The organism is Enterococcus sp. AZ177, assembly GCF_050544585.1.
Lineage (GTDB): Bacteria > Bacillota > Bacilli > Lactobacillales > Enterococcaceae > Enterococcus_L > Enterococcus_L plantarum.
Genome location: NZ_CP172944.1, coordinates 2392581 through 2409517 on the forward strand (window position 1 = coordinate 2392581; position 16937 = coordinate 2409517).

Annotated in this window: 33 protein-coding genes and 1 tRNA gene; 2 read left to right on the forward strand and 32 right to left on the reverse strand. The window is 36.1% G+C overall.

Going from position 1 to position 16937, the window contains the following annotated elements:
• Positions 1–4: 4 nt before the first annotated feature.
• The 29 genes from IGJ34_RS11670 to IGJ34_RS11810 all read right to left on the reverse strand — a co-directional run bounded on the left by IGJ34_RS11670 (position 5) and on the right by IGJ34_RS11810 (position 14145).
• Positions 5–1258: a PBSX family phage terminase large subunit gene (locus tag IGJ34_RS11670; RefSeq protein ID WP_430597530.1), complete on the reverse strand. Its 1254-nt coding sequence runs from the start codon at positions 1256–1258 to the stop codon at positions 5–7.
• Complete coding sequence (locus IGJ34_RS11675; protein ID WP_430597531.1) at positions 1245–2012, reverse strand: terminase small subunit; 768 nt, start codon at positions 2010–2012, stop codon at positions 1245–1247. Before IGJ34_RS11675 ends, IGJ34_RS11670 begins: the two co-directional genes overlap by 14 nt.
• Positions 2013–2202: 190 nt before the next feature.
• A tRNA-Asn gene (locus IGJ34_RS11680) sits at positions 2203–2275 on the reverse strand.
• Positions 2276–2512: 237 nt separating this feature from the next.
• Entirely contained in the window at positions 2513–3007 is a 495-nt protein-coding gene (locus IGJ34_RS11685; RefSeq protein ID WP_430597532.1) for a hypothetical protein, read from the reverse strand.
• 4 nt (positions 3008–3011) lie between these two features.
• Positions 3012–3206 (reverse strand): hypothetical protein, encoded by a 195-nt coding sequence (locus tag IGJ34_RS11690; RefSeq protein WP_430597533.1) that lies wholly within the window; start codon positions 3204–3206, stop codon positions 3012–3014.
• Between the two features lie 138 nt (positions 3207–3344).
• Complete coding sequence (locus IGJ34_RS11695) at positions 3345–3563, reverse strand: hypothetical protein (RefSeq protein WP_430597534.1); 219 nt, start codon at positions 3561–3563, stop codon at positions 3345–3347.
• The gene (locus IGJ34_RS11700; RefSeq protein WP_430597535.1) at positions 3560–4258 is read right to left on the reverse strand and encodes a DNA-methyltransferase; all 699 of its coding nucleotides are present in this window, start codon (positions 4256–4258) and stop codon (positions 3560–3562) included. The genes IGJ34_RS11695 and IGJ34_RS11700 overlap by 4 nt, the downstream gene beginning before the upstream one ends.
• Before the next feature lie 112 nt (positions 4259–4370).
• Positions 4371–5285: a DNA cytosine methyltransferase gene (locus tag IGJ34_RS11705; protein WP_430597536.1), complete on the reverse strand. Its 915-nt coding sequence runs from the start codon at positions 5283–5285 to the stop codon at positions 4371–4373.
• Positions 5286–5348: 63 nt separating this feature from the next.
• Positions 5349–5558 carry a hypothetical protein gene (locus IGJ34_RS11710; protein ID WP_430597537.1) on the reverse strand — a complete coding sequence of 70 codons (210 nt, stop codon included), beginning with the start codon at positions 5556–5558 and terminating at the stop codon, positions 5349–5351.
• Positions 5559–5576: 18 nt separating this feature from the next.
• Positions 5577–5813 (reverse strand): hypothetical protein, encoded by a 237-nt coding sequence (locus tag IGJ34_RS11715; protein WP_430597325.1) that lies wholly within the window; start codon positions 5811–5813, stop codon positions 5577–5579.
• Complete coding sequence (locus IGJ34_RS11720; RefSeq protein WP_430597326.1) at positions 5806–6393, reverse strand: hypothetical protein; 588 nt, start codon at positions 6391–6393, stop codon at positions 5806–5808. The genes IGJ34_RS11715 and IGJ34_RS11720 overlap by 8 nt, the downstream gene beginning before the upstream one ends.
• Before the next feature lie 195 nt (positions 6394–6588).
• A complete protein-coding gene (locus IGJ34_RS11725) occupies positions 6589–6834 on the reverse strand; it encodes a hypothetical protein (RefSeq protein WP_430597327.1) in 246 nt (81 codons plus the stop codon).
• The gene (locus tag IGJ34_RS11730) at positions 6831–7358 is read right to left on the reverse strand and encodes a DUF1642 domain-containing protein (RefSeq protein WP_430597328.1); all 528 of its coding nucleotides are present in this window, start codon (positions 7356–7358) and stop codon (positions 6831–6833) included. The genes IGJ34_RS11725 and IGJ34_RS11730 overlap by 4 nt, the downstream gene beginning before the upstream one ends.
• A gap of 14 nt (positions 7359–7372) precedes the next feature.
• Positions 7373–7552 carry a hypothetical protein gene (locus tag IGJ34_RS11735; RefSeq protein WP_430597329.1) on the reverse strand — a complete coding sequence of 60 codons (180 nt, stop codon included), beginning with the start codon at positions 7550–7552 and terminating at the stop codon, positions 7373–7375.
• Entirely contained in the window at positions 7553–7948 is a 396-nt protein-coding gene (locus IGJ34_RS11740; protein WP_430597330.1) for a YopX family protein, read from the reverse strand.
• Positions 7941–8102 carry a hypothetical protein gene (locus IGJ34_RS11745; protein ID WP_430597331.1) on the reverse strand — a complete coding sequence of 54 codons (162 nt, stop codon included), beginning with the start codon at positions 8100–8102 and terminating at the stop codon, positions 7941–7943. The genes IGJ34_RS11740 and IGJ34_RS11745 overlap by 8 nt, the downstream gene beginning before the upstream one ends.
• A gap of 12 nt (positions 8103–8114) precedes the next feature.
• The gene (locus IGJ34_RS11750) at positions 8115–8648 is read right to left on the reverse strand and encodes a single-stranded DNA-binding protein (RefSeq protein WP_430597332.1); all 534 of its coding nucleotides are present in this window, start codon (positions 8646–8648) and stop codon (positions 8115–8117) included.
• A complete protein-coding gene (locus IGJ34_RS11755) occupies positions 8648–9151 on the reverse strand; it encodes an HNH endonuclease signature motif containing protein (protein ID WP_111248853.1) in 504 nt (167 codons plus the stop codon). The genes IGJ34_RS11750 and IGJ34_RS11755 overlap by 1 nt, the downstream gene beginning before the upstream one ends.
• The gene (locus IGJ34_RS11760; RefSeq protein WP_430597333.1) at positions 9148–9558 is read right to left on the reverse strand and encodes a RusA family crossover junction endodeoxyribonuclease; all 411 of its coding nucleotides are present in this window, start codon (positions 9556–9558) and stop codon (positions 9148–9150) included. The genes IGJ34_RS11755 and IGJ34_RS11760 overlap by 4 nt, the downstream gene beginning before the upstream one ends.
• The gene (locus IGJ34_RS11765; protein WP_430597334.1) at positions 9558–10520 is read right to left on the reverse strand and encodes a Lin1244/Lin1753 domain-containing protein; all 963 of its coding nucleotides are present in this window, start codon (positions 10518–10520) and stop codon (positions 9558–9560) included. The genes IGJ34_RS11760 and IGJ34_RS11765 overlap by 1 nt, the downstream gene beginning before the upstream one ends.
• 4 nt (positions 10521–10524) lie before the next feature.
• Positions 10525–11235 (reverse strand): putative HNHc nuclease, encoded by a 711-nt coding sequence (locus IGJ34_RS11770; RefSeq protein ID WP_430597335.1) that lies wholly within the window; start codon positions 11233–11235, stop codon positions 10525–10527.
• Between the two features lie 5 nt (positions 11236–11240).
• Positions 11241–11864: an ERF family protein gene (locus IGJ34_RS11775; protein WP_430597336.1), complete on the reverse strand. Its 624-nt coding sequence runs from the start codon at positions 11862–11864 to the stop codon at positions 11241–11243.
• Positions 11861–12160 carry a hypothetical protein gene (locus tag IGJ34_RS11780; protein WP_430597337.1) on the reverse strand — a complete coding sequence of 100 codons (300 nt, stop codon included), beginning with the start codon at positions 12158–12160 and terminating at the stop codon, positions 11861–11863. Before IGJ34_RS11780 ends, IGJ34_RS11775 begins: the two co-directional genes overlap by 4 nt.
• Positions 12161–12231: 71 nt before the next feature.
• Positions 12232–12555, reverse strand: coding sequence for a hypothetical protein (locus IGJ34_RS11785; protein WP_430597339.1), 324 nt, complete (start codon positions 12553–12555; stop codon positions 12232–12234).
• A gap of 26 nt (positions 12556–12581) precedes the next feature.
• Positions 12582–13268 (reverse strand): Rha family transcriptional regulator, encoded by a 687-nt coding sequence (locus IGJ34_RS11790; RefSeq protein ID WP_430597340.1) that lies wholly within the window; start codon positions 13266–13268, stop codon positions 12582–12584.
• Entirely contained in the window at positions 13269–13517 is a 249-nt protein-coding gene (locus IGJ34_RS11795) for a hypothetical protein (protein ID WP_430597341.1), read from the reverse strand.
• A gap of 1 nt (position 13518) precedes the next feature.
• A complete protein-coding gene (locus IGJ34_RS11800) occupies positions 13519–13743 on the reverse strand; it encodes a helix-turn-helix transcriptional regulator (protein WP_430597342.1) in 225 nt (74 codons plus the stop codon).
• Between the two features lie 12 nt (positions 13744–13755).
• A complete protein-coding gene (locus tag IGJ34_RS11805) occupies positions 13756–13959 on the reverse strand; it encodes a hypothetical protein (protein ID WP_430597343.1) in 204 nt (67 codons plus the stop codon).
• The gene (locus IGJ34_RS11810) at positions 13960–14145 is read right to left on the reverse strand and encodes a hypothetical protein (protein ID WP_430597344.1); all 186 of its coding nucleotides are present in this window, start codon (positions 14143–14145) and stop codon (positions 13960–13962) included. It abuts the gene before it with no gap.
• 74 nt (positions 14146–14219) lie between these two features.
• Between IGJ34_RS11810 and IGJ34_RS11815 the strand changes: the two genes are divergently transcribed.
• The gene (locus IGJ34_RS11815; protein WP_430597345.1) at positions 14220–14843 is read left to right on the forward strand and encodes a hypothetical protein; all 624 of its coding nucleotides are present in this window, start codon (positions 14220–14222) and stop codon (positions 14841–14843) included.
• 175 nt (positions 14844–15018) lie between these two features.
• Here IGJ34_RS11815 and IGJ34_RS11820 read toward each other — a convergent pair whose 3' ends face one another.
• The 3 genes from IGJ34_RS11820 to IGJ34_RS11830 are packed head-to-tail and all read right to left on the reverse strand — an operon-like array spanning position 15019 to position 15766.
• Positions 15019–15165 carry a hypothetical protein gene (locus IGJ34_RS11820; protein ID WP_430597538.1) on the reverse strand — a complete coding sequence of 49 codons (147 nt, stop codon included), beginning with the start codon at positions 15163–15165 and terminating at the stop codon, positions 15019–15021.
• Positions 15162–15497: a DUF771 domain-containing protein gene (locus IGJ34_RS11825; RefSeq protein WP_430597539.1), complete on the reverse strand. Its 336-nt coding sequence runs from the start codon at positions 15495–15497 to the stop codon at positions 15162–15164. Before IGJ34_RS11825 ends, IGJ34_RS11820 begins: the two co-directional genes overlap by 4 nt.
• A 14-nt stretch (positions 15498–15511) precedes the next feature.
• Positions 15512–15766 (reverse strand): DUF739 family protein, encoded by a 255-nt coding sequence (locus IGJ34_RS11830; protein ID WP_069655336.1) that lies wholly within the window; start codon positions 15764–15766, stop codon positions 15512–15514.
• A gap of 158 nt (positions 15767–15924) precedes the next feature.
• Here IGJ34_RS11830 and IGJ34_RS11835 point away from each other — a divergent pair, with 158 nt between their 5' ends.
• Positions 15925–16341, forward strand: a complete 417-nt coding sequence (locus IGJ34_RS11835) for a helix-turn-helix domain-containing protein (RefSeq protein WP_430597540.1) — start codon at positions 15925–15927, stop codon at positions 16339–16341.
• Positions 16342–16937: the final 596 nt, after the last annotated feature.

Genomic DNA, 16937 nt, shown 5'->3' on the forward strand with positions numbered 1-16937 from the left:
TTAATCACCTACCTAATCCTAGTTTCTTGAATGTATCTATTGTTTTCTTAACGTTGATCGGTTCTGGTTTTGGTTTGTGTTGGTTATAAATCGCATATCTAAGCGAATCGAGTACATCATCAAATTCTTTGATAGGTTCGCCTTTCTTTTTGTCCCATACGTACTGGTATATTTCGTCTTTAAACTTTTCTACTTTGTCTCTACAGATAAAAAGTTTGTTTGTTTTGAAATGTTTTGCCACGGATTCAACTCCAGATAATCTTGCCTTATCTGCATTATGAGCCTTTATGCCTTCTCGTTGGAATCTAGCGACGTGTTCAGGTCTTGCGCTATCACACCAAAAAGGCACCCTAGCCCCGTAACGGGATTGGATCCCTTTCGCTACATCTACCCAATAATCTATTTCTTCATACTGTGAGGCATGTTCTTCTATTAAATATGATACCCCGTCATCTGTTTCGCCAATAACGATTATAGACCCCCAGTGTTCATATCCCCAGTCAACACCACAATAATATGTTGTTAATTTCGGCAATGATTCAGATTGCACATAATGTACACTTGCATCAAAATCTCGATAAACCACACCTTCGGCAGATACCCACAGGCCTTTTATGTCTCGATCGTAAAACATCCCGCTTGGGGTAGCTTCTTTTATGTTTTCTCGATAACGTTCAGCCAAAAATGTGTTATCATCCAATTCAAAATGAAACGATTTAATATTTTTACTAGGATTATCAATGTATTCTTTTTTTAACCAATGTTCTGGGTTATCTGGGTTTGTATCGCCTAATATCCTTGCACCAGTTCCAGAACAACGCGAAACAATTTCAGCAAACACTTCTCGCTTGGCTAGCGACGCTTCGTTTACATAAGCACCGAAAGCTGTCATACCTCTAATAGCTCCAACGCCTCCAATATTTCCCGTATAGGCTTGTACCACCTTCACTCCAAACAACTTAAAATTTCCGTGTTTGTCATACTTGGGTTCGATGTTGTACATATTATATAGCTCTTGCAATATGTTCTTTTGAATCGTCGAACTGGAAACACCTGCTAATATGTACATCGGCTCTTTTACGCCTTCGTCATCGGCTATTTTTCTAACACGTCGTAACTCGAATAGAAATAAGTCATTATTTATTTTCGTTTTACCTGACCGCTTCGCTCCATGCAGCAACGTTATAAACCAATCTTGTTTTATTGTTTCTGTCAGTACCTCAATCTGTTTTGCGTTATATACATCAGTTAGTGCCATTTAATTCACCGCTAATCTTATTAAGTAACTCATCAAGTTTATCTTCAGTTGTTTCAGTTGTTTCGTTTGCTGACTGCATTTTTGTAATTTGTGCTTGCCTCAAAGCATCGCCGCCCAAGTACTTCATAAGCTCGCTCATAGCCTTCTGCTTATCGTAGAGCTTAACCGATACACCGTCCTTGCCCTTTTTAACTTCTTGTATTAAAGAGCCATCCACTTCATCAGAGTTTTTGAGTCTCACAAACGATATAGGACGTTCTTCGCCATCCTCAAACTCAACTAATTCTTGCCCAAACTCTGTAAAATCAGATATATCAGCAAAGGCTTGTTTGGCATATTCTTGGATCAAGTCTTTAACATCAACAAAGGTATCTTGTTGCAACTCTGCTTTAAGTCTATGCAACTCTTTTTTTATGTGAACATTTGTCAACAACCGGTTACCAGCTGTTTTAGCCGATTGGTAATCGCACTGATAAGCTTGTTGATATGCCTTGGTCGCATTAAAGTGTTGCAAATAAAATAAGCAGAACATCTTTTGCTGTTCCGTTAAATTGTCATTCTCTATTACTGGTTGCAACTTCTTTTTGTGTGCAACCTTTTTCTTTTTGGTTGCAACCTCTTTATCAGGGGGTGCATTCCATTTGCGAGACTTCCAGGACTTAACTGTATTAATAGATACTTCATATTTCTCGGCTATGTCTTTGTATTTCATTCCTTGTTTATAATCTTCGTAAGCTAATTCCCATTTCTCCACAAATTTAACACCCCCTTTAAAAATAAACTAAAACAACCGCCACGAATGACGGTTTATGTAATATAAAAAGCCACCGCATATGCGATGACTATATAGGCGCAAAGCACCCGGATTTTAAATTAAAGCAACCTACACAATGTGCTACGGTATAAACCGTCACATCCCTATCCCTTCGCTTCCTCGGTTGCAACTGAGATAACAGGACTCGAACCTGTGACAACCTGATTAACAGTCAGACGCTCTACCAACTGAGCTATACCTCAATAAAACACCCACAGGCAAGAATGAAATAAACTCTACGAGGGAGAGTATTCACCATCCTTATTTTTAGTTTTTTGTTGTTAGCCTGTGAGTGATTATAAACTACCTACAGCAGTAATCTGCCTTGTCATAATTTGGGAAAGATGTGTGTAATTGTTTGCCGTAGGTGGTTTATCTTAGTATTTCATAATATCAATATACCATTATCAATGTACCATTGTGGGGCATCATTTGGACATTTACAATTTATTAAATATAACATCGACCCCAAACACCATTATAGATAAGTCTTCTACACCTTTATCTTCCCATCTTTTTATTGTGCGGCGGTCTACATCGTATTTACTGCCTATAAGCTCGTCGGACATTGAGTTAAATCTAAAATATTTATTTGCCAGTACATCATATTTTATTGTGTCTATGATTTTGTATGCCTCTAAAGCTCTATCGACATGATTCATCAATTTTACAGTTTTGGCTTTATGTTCTAGTAGCGAATCAAGATCAAATCTCCAATCGCTCCATAAAGTACCTAATTCTGATGAAACTTGTTCGTCTACGATTTCACAGTGTTTCTTTAATTTATTGTAGTTCCGAAGAAGCATTCTTGTGTTGTGATAAGCGTTACTCACTAATCTTCGTTTCTCATCTTCCCTATCCTGTCTAGCGAGGTTATTAATTTCTTTTGCAAGTGTTTTTAATTGCTCTTCTGATAATTCTGTAATTTGATTCAATTCGCTACCCCTTTCTAATCTGATCCAATTTCTTTTTAACTTGTTTATCTGATATTTCAACAGGATAACCTTGCAGATAAGCTGAGAAGCTTTCTAAACGTTTGCGGCTTCTGGCAATCACTACCGGTATTCCGTCGACAGTTAATATTTTACGCTTTGGACCATTGTATTGCTTTGCGCTATAAATTTGAATATCCAATATCTTCCCCTCCTGCATTATTTAAATAGTCCACTAAACGCTTGTTGCCTGCTCATGGTGCCGTTGCGTTTGTCGCCTTTGGATTTATTCTGTTGTCGCTGTTTCGACAAGTTAATCATCACTTTTGGGTATCTCCAATCAGGTATCATTGTTTACCTCCTCAACCTCGCTATGTCCACACAGCAAAGATTCTTGTTTCCAAATCCCGCCATTCTCGATCGCCACTTGATGTCTGTCAGCTTTCGGGAAAAGTAGGCTTACGCACTTATCATTGACAAACTTTACTTCCAGCAATTGCCCTGTATACTTTGGTACACCAGTACCGATATATTTTACTTTTTCGCCTTTTTTAATCATAAGCTATCACCTGCTTTCATAATCCTCTCGACTGACTTGTCAAAGTATTCCTTTTCTTTTTCCATGCACAGAAATTTACGATTGGTATTGATAGCAGCTACTGCAGTTGTGCCTGATCCGCTACATCCGTCAAATACCACCTCACCCTCATTTGTATATGTCTTGATAAGGTACTCAAATAGCGCTACTGGTTTTTGAGTTGGATGTATAACGCTTTTTTGTTTGTCTGTTGCGTAGGTCATCACACTGCGTGGGTAACGCTCCGCACTATCATAACTAGATAACTCATAATCATTATAATTTGTTGATTTTTTACTGTTGCGTTTATGACGTGCTGTAGATATCTTGCGTTTGTGTCCTGTCGTCATTTGTGGATTATACGTTGGCAACTTTTTGTAAAAGACTAGTATATTTTCGTGCGCTCTCATTGGCATTTTTTTTGCATTAAGGTGTCCAGTTGCTGTAGTCTTTTGCCAGATAAGCTCATATCTATATAACTTAGGGTTACTCATGATCAATTGACTGGTAAATGGTTGGCAACCTGTTAAAACTATAGCTCCGTTATCTTTAACGATTCTTTCGTACTGTCTCCAAAGTGGATTAAGCGGAATAATGGTATCCCATTTATTTTGAGTAGTCCCATACGGCAAATCACACAAAATCATATCAATGCTTTTATCTGGTATCTGCTGCATACCTACAAGGCAGTCCATGTTGTAAATTTTGTTTAGTTCAAGCATCAGCTACCACCAACCAATCTAACAGCAACCGCCCTCTTGCCTTTGTGTGCTGCGTAATTTATAGTTTTCATAAGATCACCTCGAAAATACTCTCAAAGATTGTTACTGGTATACTATTACCAGCTTGATGATATAAAGCTGTCTTTTTATTTACACTAGCAGCGTTCATAAAATCTAAATCCGAATAACCTTGAAGCAACCAACACTCTTTTTCTGTTAGTAGCCTAAACTGATCATTGCCAATTGGGATTATACCGCTGTTAGGATTTCTATTTTGTTTGGTGGTAATGGTCCAGCAATAATCCTCAATAATTGGTAAGTAACCTCCGAAACCTTTTAAAGGTTTACCGATAACTTTAAGCATCGATGGCGAGGTGATCGTATAACTATCATCAACATTAGTTTCCAGATACTCGTTTATATTCCTAGTTGGACGTTTAGCCAATCTCTCGAAATTAAAAGGCTCATTTTTTAACGTCGAAATCGTAAACAGTCTTTTTCTCGCTTGCGGAATCCCAAAATCACGAGCATCAAGTATTTCAAAACTATTCGTATAGCCTAGTGATTCCATTTTTTCGAGGTACTTCTTGAAAGCCCCTTTTGATTTTTTTAGCTTTAAAACACCTGGTACGTTTTCCCATATGACTGTTTTAGGTCTCCATGATCCCATTTGTTCAAAAGATTCAACTGATTCCCACAACAAGCTTGATCTAGTGCCTGATTTTATTTCCATTCCTGCGGCACCGCCTAAAACTGTATTGTCTTGGCAAGGGCTACCGTGGATGGCAATGTCAGGCTTTAAATTCCAACCAACAACAGATTGCGTTTTGTAATCCAGTTCATCCGCAAACATGGCGTTATAACTATCAACTGCCTTCTGGTCAATTTCCACATAATCAATAGCTTTGATTGGTATGTTTAAATTTCGCAAAGCGATTCTAGGCGATCCAATACCGCCAAATAATTCTAAAGTTTGTATCATAATCACAAAGGAGTAAAAAGCTTTTTAGTGTCGGCCGACAAACCTCCACTCCTTTCTGTTTAGTTAATCAACAATATTTACTTCTAAAACTTCAAAATAAGCATCTGTTTTTTCATTCAAAATATCTCTTAATCTAACTGCATCTTCTTCTGACATAAAACAAGCTTCTTTTAAATCATCTGAAAAGTGCGGTTTTACTCCATCCAACTCTACAAAATAACATTCCTGCCCACCTAAGGTAGTGCAGACTAGATACGGAGTTTCGTTTTCCATCCCTACTCATTCCTTTCGTTAATACTTTTCTCGGCAAAGTTGCCTCATATTTTCACATTCTTTTTTAAACTCTTCGTCGTGATAAGTTATTTCAAAGTCTTCCTCAGCCTCTTCATAAAAGTCTCTGCATAATTCTTCTAGTTCAAAAAACTCTATATCGTAACTATCAAAATTAACTACATAAATATTTCCGTTTTTTTCTAAAATCTCCATATACTCACTATCCATGGTAAAACTTGCTAAGTGTTTAATCATTGTTCTCTACCTCCTGCAGTTCTTCGGCTGTTTGGATGAGTTCAAATTCATCGGCGTTCATATCCTCCCAGCCATAACCGTCAAATCCACTCACACTAATTAAGTTCGATTCGCTAGTTGTCTTTGCGAAAAATAGCTCTCCCTCATACTTCACTATGTCTCGATCACGAAACTCATCCAACTTACGCCCGTGTTTTGCAAACTGCTCGGCACGATGAAACGTTACTATCTGTTCTGCGGTGGCTGGTTTGTCTTCGCACGGAAAATCAATCTCGTAAGTGTCTTCATATAGATCACCGCTGTATAAAGCTAATACAGCCAACCCAACTTCTTTCGTATCAGGATATTCCTCTATTTCAAGAACTTTATAAATTACTTTTCCATCACTGTAATACTCCCCGACCGCAAAGGATGGGGTGCTTTTTTCTTTTTCCATTAATGTCAACATGTTATGGGTCATTCTCAGTAAGTCACCTTCCAAGCTATTCGGAAAATTGTATGATCCATCAAGTTGCATATAAAAATGTTGAAATCTATCTCCGAGTTCTTTTTGATACCATTCTATTGTTTTCTCTGTCATTGTGTTCCCTCCAATATATCTCCAAATTGATACCGCATCGCAAACTGTTGATCTTTGTACGCTTTAAGAGCTGACGTGTCTGTAGCTTTTGATTTTTCCATATTTTGGATAGTAGTTTATGTTGCCCAATAGGTTACTTTTATCTTTTCGACTAGTTCTTTGTATTTTTCTTCGTAATTCATTTTTTTACACTCCTCAAATCACATTTTGTAAATTAACTGATGTAACACTAAGGTCATGAACATCGACATGATACTTTTTACCAGTAGTAACTTGCCCGATCCTAGCTAGAGCCAAGTCAGTCTCTCTTGTGCCAAAAACAAAGCCGCCTTTTTCAAAGTTGTTTAGTAAATAAGAGCGTTCAAATTTATCAGTTTCTCCGTCAAATTCCGTAATCAATATGACGTTTCGAGCAGGAATATATTTTTTTCTTTTGCTCATTCTGCTTCCTCCTCTACTGGTACAGCAAACGCCCTATATTGTTCGCCAACCTTAGTGATTTCTTCATCAGTCAATTCAGCTCTGGCGCCGTCATTTTGCTTCAATAACCACCAGACTTTCCCTTCCGCTCTGTCATAACCTAAATATTGATCTGCGATCGGATCATAAATCCAATACAACTGCTCTTTTTCCACGGTGTAGCCGTCTAGCCATGCACGGGCGAATATCTCTACGTTGTTGTTCATCCAATTAAATAATTTAGGGGACTCCTTGGCATCGAACACATGCATAATAGCAACTCCTAAACCACCAATTTGAAATTGATCTTTTCTCATTTCCAAATATTCCGCCACAAACTCTGGCACCACAACCTTGTCTTGTTGGGTTGGTAGTGATGATTTGTACTCTTTGGCTAACTCTAAAGCATGCCTTATTCCTCCGTTATACCCATCCTCAAAATCCTTATTTATCGATTTACTGCTTACGTTTTCTAGTTCCTCTATCAATTCCTCAATCTTTCCCATGTGTTGTGTCCTCCTTATTCAAACCATTCTGAATGTTGTTCTTTACACCATTTCACGTAAGATTCGTTTTCTCTTTCTTGATGTTCATCAAGTTCTTTTTGCGTCCACTCTTTATCGCAATCCACGCAATAGTAAAGACGTTCTAATTCTTCATCGCAATTCGGGCATACTGGTATACAGCAATCTTCATGCATCTACTCCACCTCGTTTAGTAATTCTGGGTTGGCGTGGATTGATCCTAGAATATTTCTATTATCAACTTCAAACAAACAGATTGCATGAAAATCTCCTATCCTCTGGAGGCAATGACATCCATCTATGAATTGGATGACCCCTTTTACATAAGTTCCACCGTAAAAACCTTCTACAAAATCTTTACCAAATATCTCCACACCATTCTTATCTTTTAGTCCTGTGTATTGCATGAGGATGACGTTATCTAAGCTTTCCTCATCAATCCTAAAAGTATTTCCTCCAGGATTCGGATATTTGATTTTTATTTTATTGTTCAACCAATCAATTGCGACTACTTCGTCAAACATTTCTTGGATACGTATTTTCTTCCACGCTCTAAACTTCGGTTTATTCATTTGGTTCAGTCCTCCCTATTATCAACGCTTCTGGATAAATGCCAGTCTTATTTTTGTCGTAGCGGAAACTTTTATCTAAATTCCTCAACAAGTCACATTTTGTATCTGCGTATCCGTATACCGCCCCTGTATCTTTACCAATTGCTTTATACATGTCATCCACTCCTTAAAATGGTAAGCCGTCTGTATCGTCACTGACAATTCCCGAGCCACTAAATGGATTGTCTTGTATCGGCTTATTCGGATTGAAAAATTGGTCTTGTGATCCTTGGCTATTATCTTGCGATTTAAACGTGTTGCTTTGATTCGATGAAGAATTACCCTCGAACTGGTTTGAAACGTCTGTATTTTGATTCTGTGGCGAATTATCGCTACTTGAACGACTTTCTCTAAACCCGAACGTATCAACTACGATTTGTTTGTTGTAATGCTTAACGCCATCTTTCTCATAATTGTTATCTTGCAATTCACCTACAATGCCAATCATTGACCCTTTTATAAAATGATCCGCTATGATCTCAGCCGTTTTGAGGAATGCTATACAATTATGAAAGTCAGCTTTTCTGCTTCCGTCTTGCTCTTTCCGACTTCTACTCACTGCAACAGTAAACTTTGCTACAGCATTTCCATTTTGCGAATATCTTAGGTCTACTTCTTTTGTTAATCGACCATTTAAAACCACTAGGTTATCTGCGTTCATCAAACTACCTCTTTCCATGTCTTGAAATTCCAAATTTGTTTTATAGTATTTTCACTTACTTGATATATAAGAGCTACTTCTTTTCGCTTTTTATATCCTTTTAATGATCGGATGGTTTTAACAGCTTCTTTGTCTAATTTCGTTTTTAAAACACCGTTTTTCATAGCATCAGACATATTCTCTTTTTGTGTCCCTTGTTTTAAGTTGCATACTCGATTATCTGATTTAATATCATTCAAATGCCTTATAAATTTACCTTCCTCAATATCTCCAACAAACGTCTGGTATATAACCCGATGCACTAACTCTTTATCTTCTCTGCCGAACGAAACAACAAAGTGACCTGATTTACTTTTAGAAAAATTGAGCTTTCTGAATCTATTCCCCATTACCAAGCCATGTCGTCCTTTATTTATCCATAAAGAATAAATATTTCCATCTACGTCAGCGAAATAGCCTAATTTACCTTTAATCGGTTTAACTTCGACAACATTATTAATCATTTAATTCCCTCCACTTCAATTTCTGTCCTCGGGTTTAAGCTGTATAACTTTTGCGTAGTCACTGCAGCGATCTGCCCGTCATTCTTGTATAAGACACCTTCTAAGGCATCTGTCACCGCTTTAAAATAATTGTCGATATCAGGCTTCTTGTCCACGTACAGTGTTTCATTCGCCAGCTCTTGGTCCATTTTCTTTTTGGTTAACAAATACTTAGGCTGATAGACAAAAAACGTAATGGACACGCCAATCGGTCCTGTCTCAATTAATTTAGGCTTACTAGCCATCACATGGTATTTAACCGCTCGTTTGTATGCTGTCATAGCACTATCTTCGTATGCTCGTTTGTTAAAACTGTTAAATCTCGGTCTAGCTTGTGGCTTAGGTGCTACTGGTATTGTGATCAACATCAGTTACCGCCTCCGTTCAAGAACGCTTGTATTTCTGCATCCAACTTGGCTTGTTCCTCTGGTGATAACTTAGCTTCTGGTGTTGGATTGGTTACCGATTCTGGCATAGTCTCTTCTCTAATTGGTTGGCGGTAATAAGATTGTTTAGGCGATGCCTGTTTTTCTTCTTGCCATTTGCGTTCAGAATCGAGGTAATCATCATGAGTTTTTACCCCTGCCGCTCTCCATCGTTTGAGGATGCCAGAAAAATAGTTGTAGGTTCTCTTATTTTCCCTGGCACATATATTTACTGCATCTTTCATCAGTTCTAAGTCTCCATTAAAATCGTTTAAATCATATTCAAGGTCAGTAATATTGACTGGTGTTGCTGGACTAACATTTTTAGAGTAATAATCAATTAATTCTCCTAGCTTGTCGCTTCCAAAAGGTTGCTCGATAAACTGATAACTAGAGGACAACTCATCGACAAAATCTTTTTCTTGTTTTTTATTGTTTACTTTACTTTTATTTACTTTAGTTTCCTTTACTTTACTTTGTGCATTAATGTCTACATTAACTTCCTTTGGAATGTAATTATTGTTTTCACTAATTACGTACTTAGTAGGTTTTGGTGATTTTCTTCTTTTTGTTGCTTCAAAATAGATAGCTTGGATATTTTTGCTTGTCAGAACCTTAGCCGAGTTAAACAGGTCTTCATGAAAGAATTCCCATGTAACTAAGCGGATGACAATTTGATCTAATAATTCCTTACTCATTCCAGGAAGGCGTTTCAAAAGAGTTGCTTTGGTTAAATCATTCCACACAATGAAGTATCCTTTTTTGTATACCGCACATAGCAGCTTGACTACCGCAAGCTCTCCTTTGATGCCAAACTCTCCTGCAATAGCTTCTATTTTTTCGTCTTCAAACATATCTACATCAAAAGGAAAATAATCAAGACCATCTTTAGTGGGTCTTGCCACTTGATCACCCTCCTATCGCTTTCTTGTATAGTTCTTCATCTTTGTACTTTTCATCAAACTTCATAATCTGAGCATTTGAGGTTATACCAATTTTTATTAATGTTTCTTTATCCAGATAAACTGGTGTAACTTCATATCGTGCCAGAAATTCTTTTTCTCCTAGCGCATGTGCTATGTTATGATGCTCTAAGCAGACACAAGCGAATGGGAAAAGCCTGTGATCAACGTTCTTTCTCTTTCTGTTACCAACTGCAGTGACATGGTGTATTTGACCATTTTCTTTCGCACATACACAGCATTTCCTGTGCTTACAAGCGAAGTAAAAAAACTTGTCGTAGTCTAGTAAATAGGTATACCTTTTTGGCAAATCAACGCCGTTCATCAATATGAATTCAATTAAAAACTCAATCCATTTAGCTGCATCATCCATAGTTGCATCTGAATGAGAAAATCCATTGATTTCTCTATAGCTGTATTGATATTTCAGACTGATCTCCATCTCTTGAGCATCTACAAAATAATGATTCGCTATATCCCTAATCAATGTATGAGACACTGCATTTTGAGCAGAGGACATTTTTTCATTGTCTAGTAGTTTAGCTAGTACATAGTTTGATTTTCCTCTGCTCAAAAGTTTTAGGTACTCAGGATTGATATCTTCGTCAAACTCAATTGTCAGTTTGTTTTTGTCGTGAGATATGATTTTTCCAATCATTTAAATCACTTCTCTTTAGCTTCTTTTTTTAGATTTTTGCTAATTTGAATTAGGCAATTTGATATAATGCCGTATTCTTCATTTGTGAGTTGTTCAACACTTTTGTGGATATTCGTTTTTTTCTGTGCTGCTTTATAAGTCTTTTCCTCGCTAGTTTCGTGTTCTAAAGAGAATGTTTCGATTTGTTTGTTTAACTTTTGTATTTCTAAGTCTGATATCATCTTAGGCGCATTTTTAACTGCTTCATTTCCGTCATCATCCAGCTCACTAGTAACGCCGAATACTGCACCTAGTGTATATCTTCGTGCGTATGTTTCGGCAGACCCAAAAGCTTGGACATCAATTTTAGATGTATTAACAGTTAGTGGATCGTATAAAATATACTCTCCGCTTTCGTGAGTTACTAATGTGGCAACTGAAACTTGGTTGTTGGAAGCACTTGTTACTTCTTGTGTGTAACTCATTCCTGTACCTTCTATCGCTAAGTCAATAGCTTCTGTCACGTTCTCTAAAGGAACGTATTTACTTTTAAAGAAAGGATTGTCAGCATCTTTTTTTGGTTGTTTTAGGTTTTTTCTAAATAGAGCTAATGCTTTGAATATTTCTTGTCTCGTTTCACTAAATTTCATTGTTTGTTCAACCACTCTTTCCCACTGATAATTTCTAATTTTTCAGCAATTAGATTTGATGGATCATATTCGTCTAATGCGGTCATGAATCCTTCTTGGCTACCTACTAGTTTCTTTTCGATATCCATATGCTTAAAATACATAACGAATACCCAATCACTCTCGTATACGACATTTCCGAAATCATCTATGTTCCAATTCGCTGTATCATCTATTTCGTCTCCATACTCCTGGTAAAAATCTTCTGGCGGAGTAGTCAAGTAATGGTCCAATGCTTCTGCTTCTTTTGGTGTCATTGTCAAAATCCACCTTTCCGTGGTATAATTTTGTTAATATATTTTCGTTATCGACTGACAGGACTGCCATCCTATCGGTCTTTTTCAATTTCAATTGGAACCCAATTCATTTTTGCTAATTCGTGTTGCGCTACTACTAATGCCTCTCCGACCCAATCCGAATCAATCTTTATTGTTTTAATCGGTTTATAGCTACTTCCGACATTTACAAAAAGTCCTTTCCAAGCATCACGCTCAATGCACACTGCGTTATCTCTAAATCCTTCTCTAACAAATTCCAACTGTAAACTAAATGTGAGATAGATATAATTATTGAATTCAAAATTAACCACATAACTTTTGCTATTTTTAATGCTTGCTAAAAAATTAACTAGATATAACATCTCTTCATTCATTACCATTTGCTCCTATCGGTCTTTTTTTATTCAAATAATTCACGTTGTCTATTCGCTTCTTTGATCAACAAGCGTAAATCTGTATCTGGTAACCATTCGTCAATGTATGCTAAAGCATCATCAAACTTGATTCTTGGTAGTTCTCCATATCTTGGTAGGTGGAAATACTGTTTAAAATCTTTCCAGTAGTTTGAGAATACTTTTTTAGCATGTCGTTTATAAGCTGGACTATCTTTCCCACCAAGACACTCTACTACTTTCTTATTGGACTGCTGCTTAATTTCGAATTCTTGTTGCCCAGTGATCCGCATCGTGTCTTTTAAAACAGTTACGTCTTTCTTTACTTCTTTCATGTCTTCTAATTGATAAATCATCATATCTTCAATTGTTTGAGGAACTGTATTTTTTCTAATTGTGTCTTCCATATCGTTAAACGCTTGTATATATTTTTGCTTAAATCCAATTGCTTTTTTTCCAGTAAATCCCATCGCTAAAAGGAAGAAGCCATCACGACTGATAAAATAGATTCGTCTTGGTCTCCCATATAAATCAGGTTCAGTCCCTTCTATAAACATCTGTCCAAAATTGGACACATCTTCTTGCAATGTATCAATGTCTCTTAATACATGTTGATGTTTCTTGTTGAAGCTATCAGCTACTTGCAAACTAGTAGTTACAGCTTCTTTATTTTTCATTATTACTAGTTCTTGCATTTATATTTCCCCTTCCAATTTACTCAACCGATCAAAACTAATATTTGTACGGTTATGATATGCATCTTCCACTACCGCAGAGCAGTTACCCTTATTTACAATCCTTACGACTACATCGCAATCAATCAATGCTTGATCGCCTATTTCTAAATCTGTTGCAATTTTCTTTCTAGCCTTGTACATCTTGTGATTCTTAGGAAGTGTAATCACGTTTGCTGATGCTACTCTCAATCTCGCTGGCGCTGACATTCTATTTCCCTCCTACTCTCGGAAACACTTCTTCGACACGGCAATCCAAAGCGCCTGAAATCTCATAAGCTAATTCCAGTGATAATTTGTGTTTCCCTAACTCAATACTGTCAATTGTTTGTTTGGACACACCGACTTTTTCGGCTAATGTTTCAACTGACAATCCTTTAGCACGTCTGATCTCGTTAAGGTGACTTACATATACTGGTTCTTTCTTTTTAAACATGATCGGTTCCTCCTAGTCTTTTTTATATGTTCTAAGCGCATCCTCTGCAATCCAAACGTTAAATGATAAATACTCAGCTACTAAGCTATAGGTCATCAATAACAAAGAATAGCCTAGGCAAACTTTACTATTAACATCTAACGTTAAGAGTAGAATCATGCCGATTACATAAACAATATAGGTAATTTTGTTTAGATTTTTTGATATTAGTTTCATTTAGTTTCTACCTACCTTTCTATCAATTTGAAATTCTTCTATTGTCCAATTTGTAATTTCTTTGCCTACACTAATATCAAAAGCGATACGGTGTAATAATGTATCTTGAAACCCTAATTCATATAGAATTTTCAAAAATTTTTCTGTTTGCAATAACTCTTCATATCGTTCCTTGTCAATTTTCATTTCGGTTGCTCCTTTCTGTATTGTTAGAAATCATTCACCTTGGTATACTTTATATAGAAAGGTGGTGAAAATATATGTCCATAAATATGTCGCTAACACAATTCTTAACATTTTCTACTAAAGTCAGTACAAGTGCTAAAATAAATTACATCAAAGAAGTCAAAAACGATTCAGACTATCATCCTGCTAAAGATTACTGGAAACCGTTGCGAGACGAGATTAAACGTATCCACGAGAATGGATTACCCATCGAAACTTTAGACGATTTAATTGAACGAACTACTGACGAGAAAAAACTAAAGAATTATATCGCAGCTGTAAAAACTTACAAGCGATTTATCAATTCAAACGAAGTTGAATATTTCCAGACAGGTCAGTCATTTTGGAAACTTAGAGACGATCTATATGTTAATGCTTCCCCCGAATTTGGATTGTCCATTAACGGTGAACCAATGCTAGTAAAGAACAACTATAAGAAAAGATCTACATCGAACAAAATTGATAAACGAAATATCAACGCAACATTAACTTTGATGCAACTCGCCGAAAAAAATTTCTCTGTCCCTGATAATCAAAAATACTGTGTATTCAATTTTCAGAATGGAAAAGTAATTGAATCTAGTCCGTTACGATCAGAGAGTATTCTTGAATTAGAAATGGATGCAGAATTCATTTTGAACATATGGAATCAAGTCTAGGTATTACTTTTGCAACTTAGCTCACTCATAATCAGAGCGCAATTTTCACAAATATATTCTTTATCATTGATATTTAAAACGCCTATTCCTTCGCACTTGATACAAGGTGGGCGTTTTATTTTTTTAATGTACAAATCAATTACAAATACTGGTAAAATTTTATAGACAATCCTTTTCATTCTTCTCCTCCTGTTTTCTGTATTCTATCTACTACACAACATGTATACATCACCGCTAATAACGCATAGCCTTGCACCGTCTCGCCTGTGGCAAAACAGATGATCGATACTGTTAGTAGGATTAGGTTGGCTGTGGTGATCATTTCATAATCTCCTTGAAATTTGTTTCCAAAAAATTAATCATCTCTGACCTCAAAAATGAGTATGCGTCCCCACCACCTCTTGGATAATGAACAAATCCACCATCATTTAATACATCCAACTTTTTTCGATATTGTGGCTTTTCCAATACCTGCTCACAAAACCATTTACTTGATCGATTGATTCTAGAGACTACTTCTTTTAAAGACATCCACCTACCTCGATCATCCGCTTTCTGCAGCTCTTCGTAATCAGTCTGAAGGATCATTACATATTCTTGAGGTACTTCGATTACGGTTTCGACCTTAATTTTTTGAGTAACCGAATTATTCATTGTTTATCTCCTTTCTATGCTGTTTGTTGTTTACTATTCAAATGTTCAAATTTTTGAACTTTTGTATTAAAAAAAAACTTGGGAATATCCTTTTCGGCAATCTTTAATAATCTAACTGCTTTCATTATTTCAGTATCTTTCCAGCTCGTCTTGTTATTTAGTTTTAAAGATAAACTTCTTTCTGATAAACCTATAGCGATAGCAAAGTTATATTGAGTTCCGTACTTCTCTACGATCTTACCTGACAGTCTAGAATAATCGAATGTCATTGCTTGCGCCTCCTTTCTTAGTTCAAATATTTGAACTTTATAACTAGATAATAGCAAAGTGAATAAACACTGTCAACAGAAATGGTTAAAAAATTTGAACTTTTATATTGAATTTAGGTTCATCGTGCTTTATACTAATATTATCAAGGAGCGTGACTATGAAAACAAACACAGCAGCAAGATTAAAACAAATTATGTCGGAACGCAATTTAAAGCAAGTGGATATTTTAAATATGTCTAAACCTTATCAAGAAAAACTAGGTATTAAACTATCTAAAAGCCATTTGTCTCAATATGTAAATGGAAAGTCATCACCTGACCAGTACAAGTTGTATCTACTTGCTGAAACTTTAGGGGTAAACGAAGCATGGCTAATGGGGTATGACACTTCAAAAGATCGAGAAGAAAAGATCAAAGCCTTTCAAGAAGAGATATCGAATATCGATAATGTGGTATTAGCAAATCTTTTGCTAGATGATGAAAACAAATATACTTCCGTTATAAACAAAATAACTAAACTATCTCCTGAACAATTAAAAGCAGTAGAATATCTACTAGATTCTTTTGTAAAATAAACAAGCAGATTAGGGGTTAATCTGCTTGTTTTTAATTATTTCCAAAACTACATACAATTTTTTTAGAAATTTCAAGTTAGTAATCTCATCCAAGTCAAAAATAATTTTTTGTTTAATTGAATTGAGTTCAATTTGTTTAATACGTTTTCTGTTTTCCATACTTTTCACCTCGTCATTTTGTTTAGAGTACTCTACTATCCTTATGTACAAAAAGAGCCAATGCATTTGTAGTATGCATTAGCTCTTTACTCGCAGCAATCAACAACACTATACAACAAATAGACTATAAATCACCACTAATTGAAAAAAATGATGATATTAGGACAATAGTTTGTTATACTTAATATGTTGTAGCGATAGCTACAAGATGAGAGTAGCACACTAAAGTTCGTACCTTTAGTGTCTGGTCCTGACAATTGACACAGGTTGGTAGCCCGTGGATGTTAGGATCAGCTCTTTTTTTATTACGCGCTTTTTATTTAATAACAATTATGACTGTTTTTTATTTTAAACTCCTGATGTAATAACGTAGACTGAAATAAATCCACTAACCGCAGCTATCAAAGTAATCATTGTATCCACCCCTTTACATTTAT

Excerpts from the sequence above, each read along its gene's own strand:
- IGJ34_RS11670 (WP_430597530.1), bottom strand. The coding sequence starts at position 1,258 with ATGGCACTAACTGATGTATATAACGCAAAACAGATTGAGGTACTGACA.
- IGJ34_RS11695 (WP_430597534.1), bottom strand. The coding sequence starts at position 3,563 with ATGATTAAAAAAGGCGAAAAAGTAAAATATATCGGTACTGGTGTACCA.
- IGJ34_RS11700 (WP_430597535.1), bottom strand. The coding sequence starts at position 4,258 with ATGCAGCAGATACCAGATAAAAGCATTGATATGATTTTGTGTGATTTG.
- IGJ34_RS11705 (WP_430597536.1), bottom strand. The coding sequence starts at position 5,285 with ATGATACAAACTTTAGAATTATTTGGCGGTATTGGATCGCCTAGAATC.
- IGJ34_RS11710 (WP_430597537.1), bottom strand. The coding sequence starts at position 5,558 with ATGGAAAACGAAACTCCGTATCTAGTCTGCACTACCTTAGGTGGGCAG.
- IGJ34_RS11715 (WP_430597325.1), bottom strand. The coding sequence starts at position 5,813 with ATGATTAAACACTTAGCAAGTTTTACCATGGATAGTGAGTATATGGAG.
- IGJ34_RS11720 (WP_430597326.1), bottom strand. The coding sequence starts at position 6,393 with ATGACAGAGAAAACAATAGAATGGTATCAAAAAGAACTCGGAGATAGA.
- IGJ34_RS11725 (WP_430597327.1), bottom strand. The coding sequence starts at position 6,834 with ATGAGCAAAAGAAAAAAATATATTCCTGCTCGAAACGTCATATTGATT.
- IGJ34_RS11730 (WP_430597328.1), bottom strand. The coding sequence starts at position 7,358 with ATGGGAAAGATTGAGGAATTGATAGAGGAACTAGAAAACGTAAGCAGT.
- IGJ34_RS11735 (WP_430597329.1), bottom strand. The coding sequence starts at position 7,552 with ATGCATGAAGATTGCTGTATACCAGTATGCCCGAATTGCGATGAAGAA.
- IGJ34_RS11740 (WP_430597330.1), bottom strand. The coding sequence starts at position 7,948 with ATGAATAAACCGAAGTTTAGAGCGTGGAAGAAAATACGTATCCAAGAA.
- IGJ34_RS11745 (WP_430597331.1), bottom strand. The coding sequence starts at position 8,102 with ATGTATAAAGCAATTGGTAAAGATACAGGGGCGGTATACGGATACGCA.
- IGJ34_RS11750 (WP_430597332.1), bottom strand. The coding sequence starts at position 8,648 with ATGAACGCAGATAACCTAGTGGTTTTAAATGGTCGATTAACAAAAGAA.
- IGJ34_RS11755 (WP_111248853.1), bottom strand. The coding sequence starts at position 9,151 with ATGATTAATAATGTTGTCGAAGTTAAACCGATTAAAGGTAAATTAGGC.
- IGJ34_RS11760 (WP_430597333.1), bottom strand. The coding sequence starts at position 9,558 with ATGTTGATCACAATACCAGTAGCACCTAAGCCACAAGCTAGACCGAGA.
- IGJ34_RS11770 (WP_430597335.1), bottom strand. The coding sequence starts at position 11,235 with ATGATTGGAAAAATCATATCTCACGACAAAAACAAACTGACAATTGAG.
- IGJ34_RS11775 (WP_430597336.1), bottom strand. The coding sequence starts at position 11,864 with ATGAAATTTAGTGAAACGAGACAAGAAATATTCAAAGCATTAGCTCTA.
- IGJ34_RS11780 (WP_430597337.1), bottom strand. The coding sequence starts at position 12,160 with ATGACACCAAAAGAAGCAGAAGCATTGGACCATTACTTGACTACTCCG.
- IGJ34_RS11785 (WP_430597339.1), bottom strand. The coding sequence starts at position 12,555 with ATGAATGAAGAGATGTTATATCTAGTTAATTTTTTAGCAAGCATTAAA.
- IGJ34_RS11790 (WP_430597340.1), bottom strand. The coding sequence starts at position 13,268 with ATGCAAGAACTAGTAATAATGAAAAATAAAGAAGCTGTAACTACTAGT.
- IGJ34_RS11795 (WP_430597341.1), bottom strand. The coding sequence starts at position 13,517 with ATGTCAGCGCCAGCGAGATTGAGAGTAGCATCAGCAAACGTGATTACA.
- IGJ34_RS11800 (WP_430597342.1), bottom strand. The coding sequence starts at position 13,743 with ATGTTTAAAAAGAAAGAACCAGTATATGTAAGTCACCTTAACGAGATC.
- IGJ34_RS11805 (WP_430597343.1), bottom strand. The coding sequence starts at position 13,959 with ATGAAACTAATATCAAAAAATCTAAACAAAATTACCTATATTGTTTAT.
- IGJ34_RS11810 (WP_430597344.1), bottom strand. The coding sequence starts at position 14,145 with ATGAAAATTGACAAGGAACGATATGAAGAGTTATTGCAAACAGAAAAA.
- IGJ34_RS11815 (WP_430597345.1), top strand. The coding sequence starts at position 14,220 with ATGTCCATAAATATGTCGCTAACACAATTCTTAACATTTTCTACTAAA.
- IGJ34_RS11820 (WP_430597538.1), bottom strand. The coding sequence starts at position 15,165 with ATGATCACCACAGCCAACCTAATCCTACTAACAGTATCGATCATCTGT.
- IGJ34_RS11825 (WP_430597539.1), bottom strand. The coding sequence starts at position 15,497 with ATGAATAATTCGGTTACTCAAAAAATTAAGGTCGAAACCGTAATCGAA.
- IGJ34_RS11830 (WP_069655336.1), bottom strand. The coding sequence starts at position 15,766 with ATGACATTCGATTATTCTAGACTGTCAGGTAAGATCGTAGAGAAGTAC.
- IGJ34_RS11835 (WP_430597540.1), top strand. The coding sequence starts at position 15,925 with ATGAAAACAAACACAGCAGCAAGATTAAAACAAATTATGTCGGAACGC.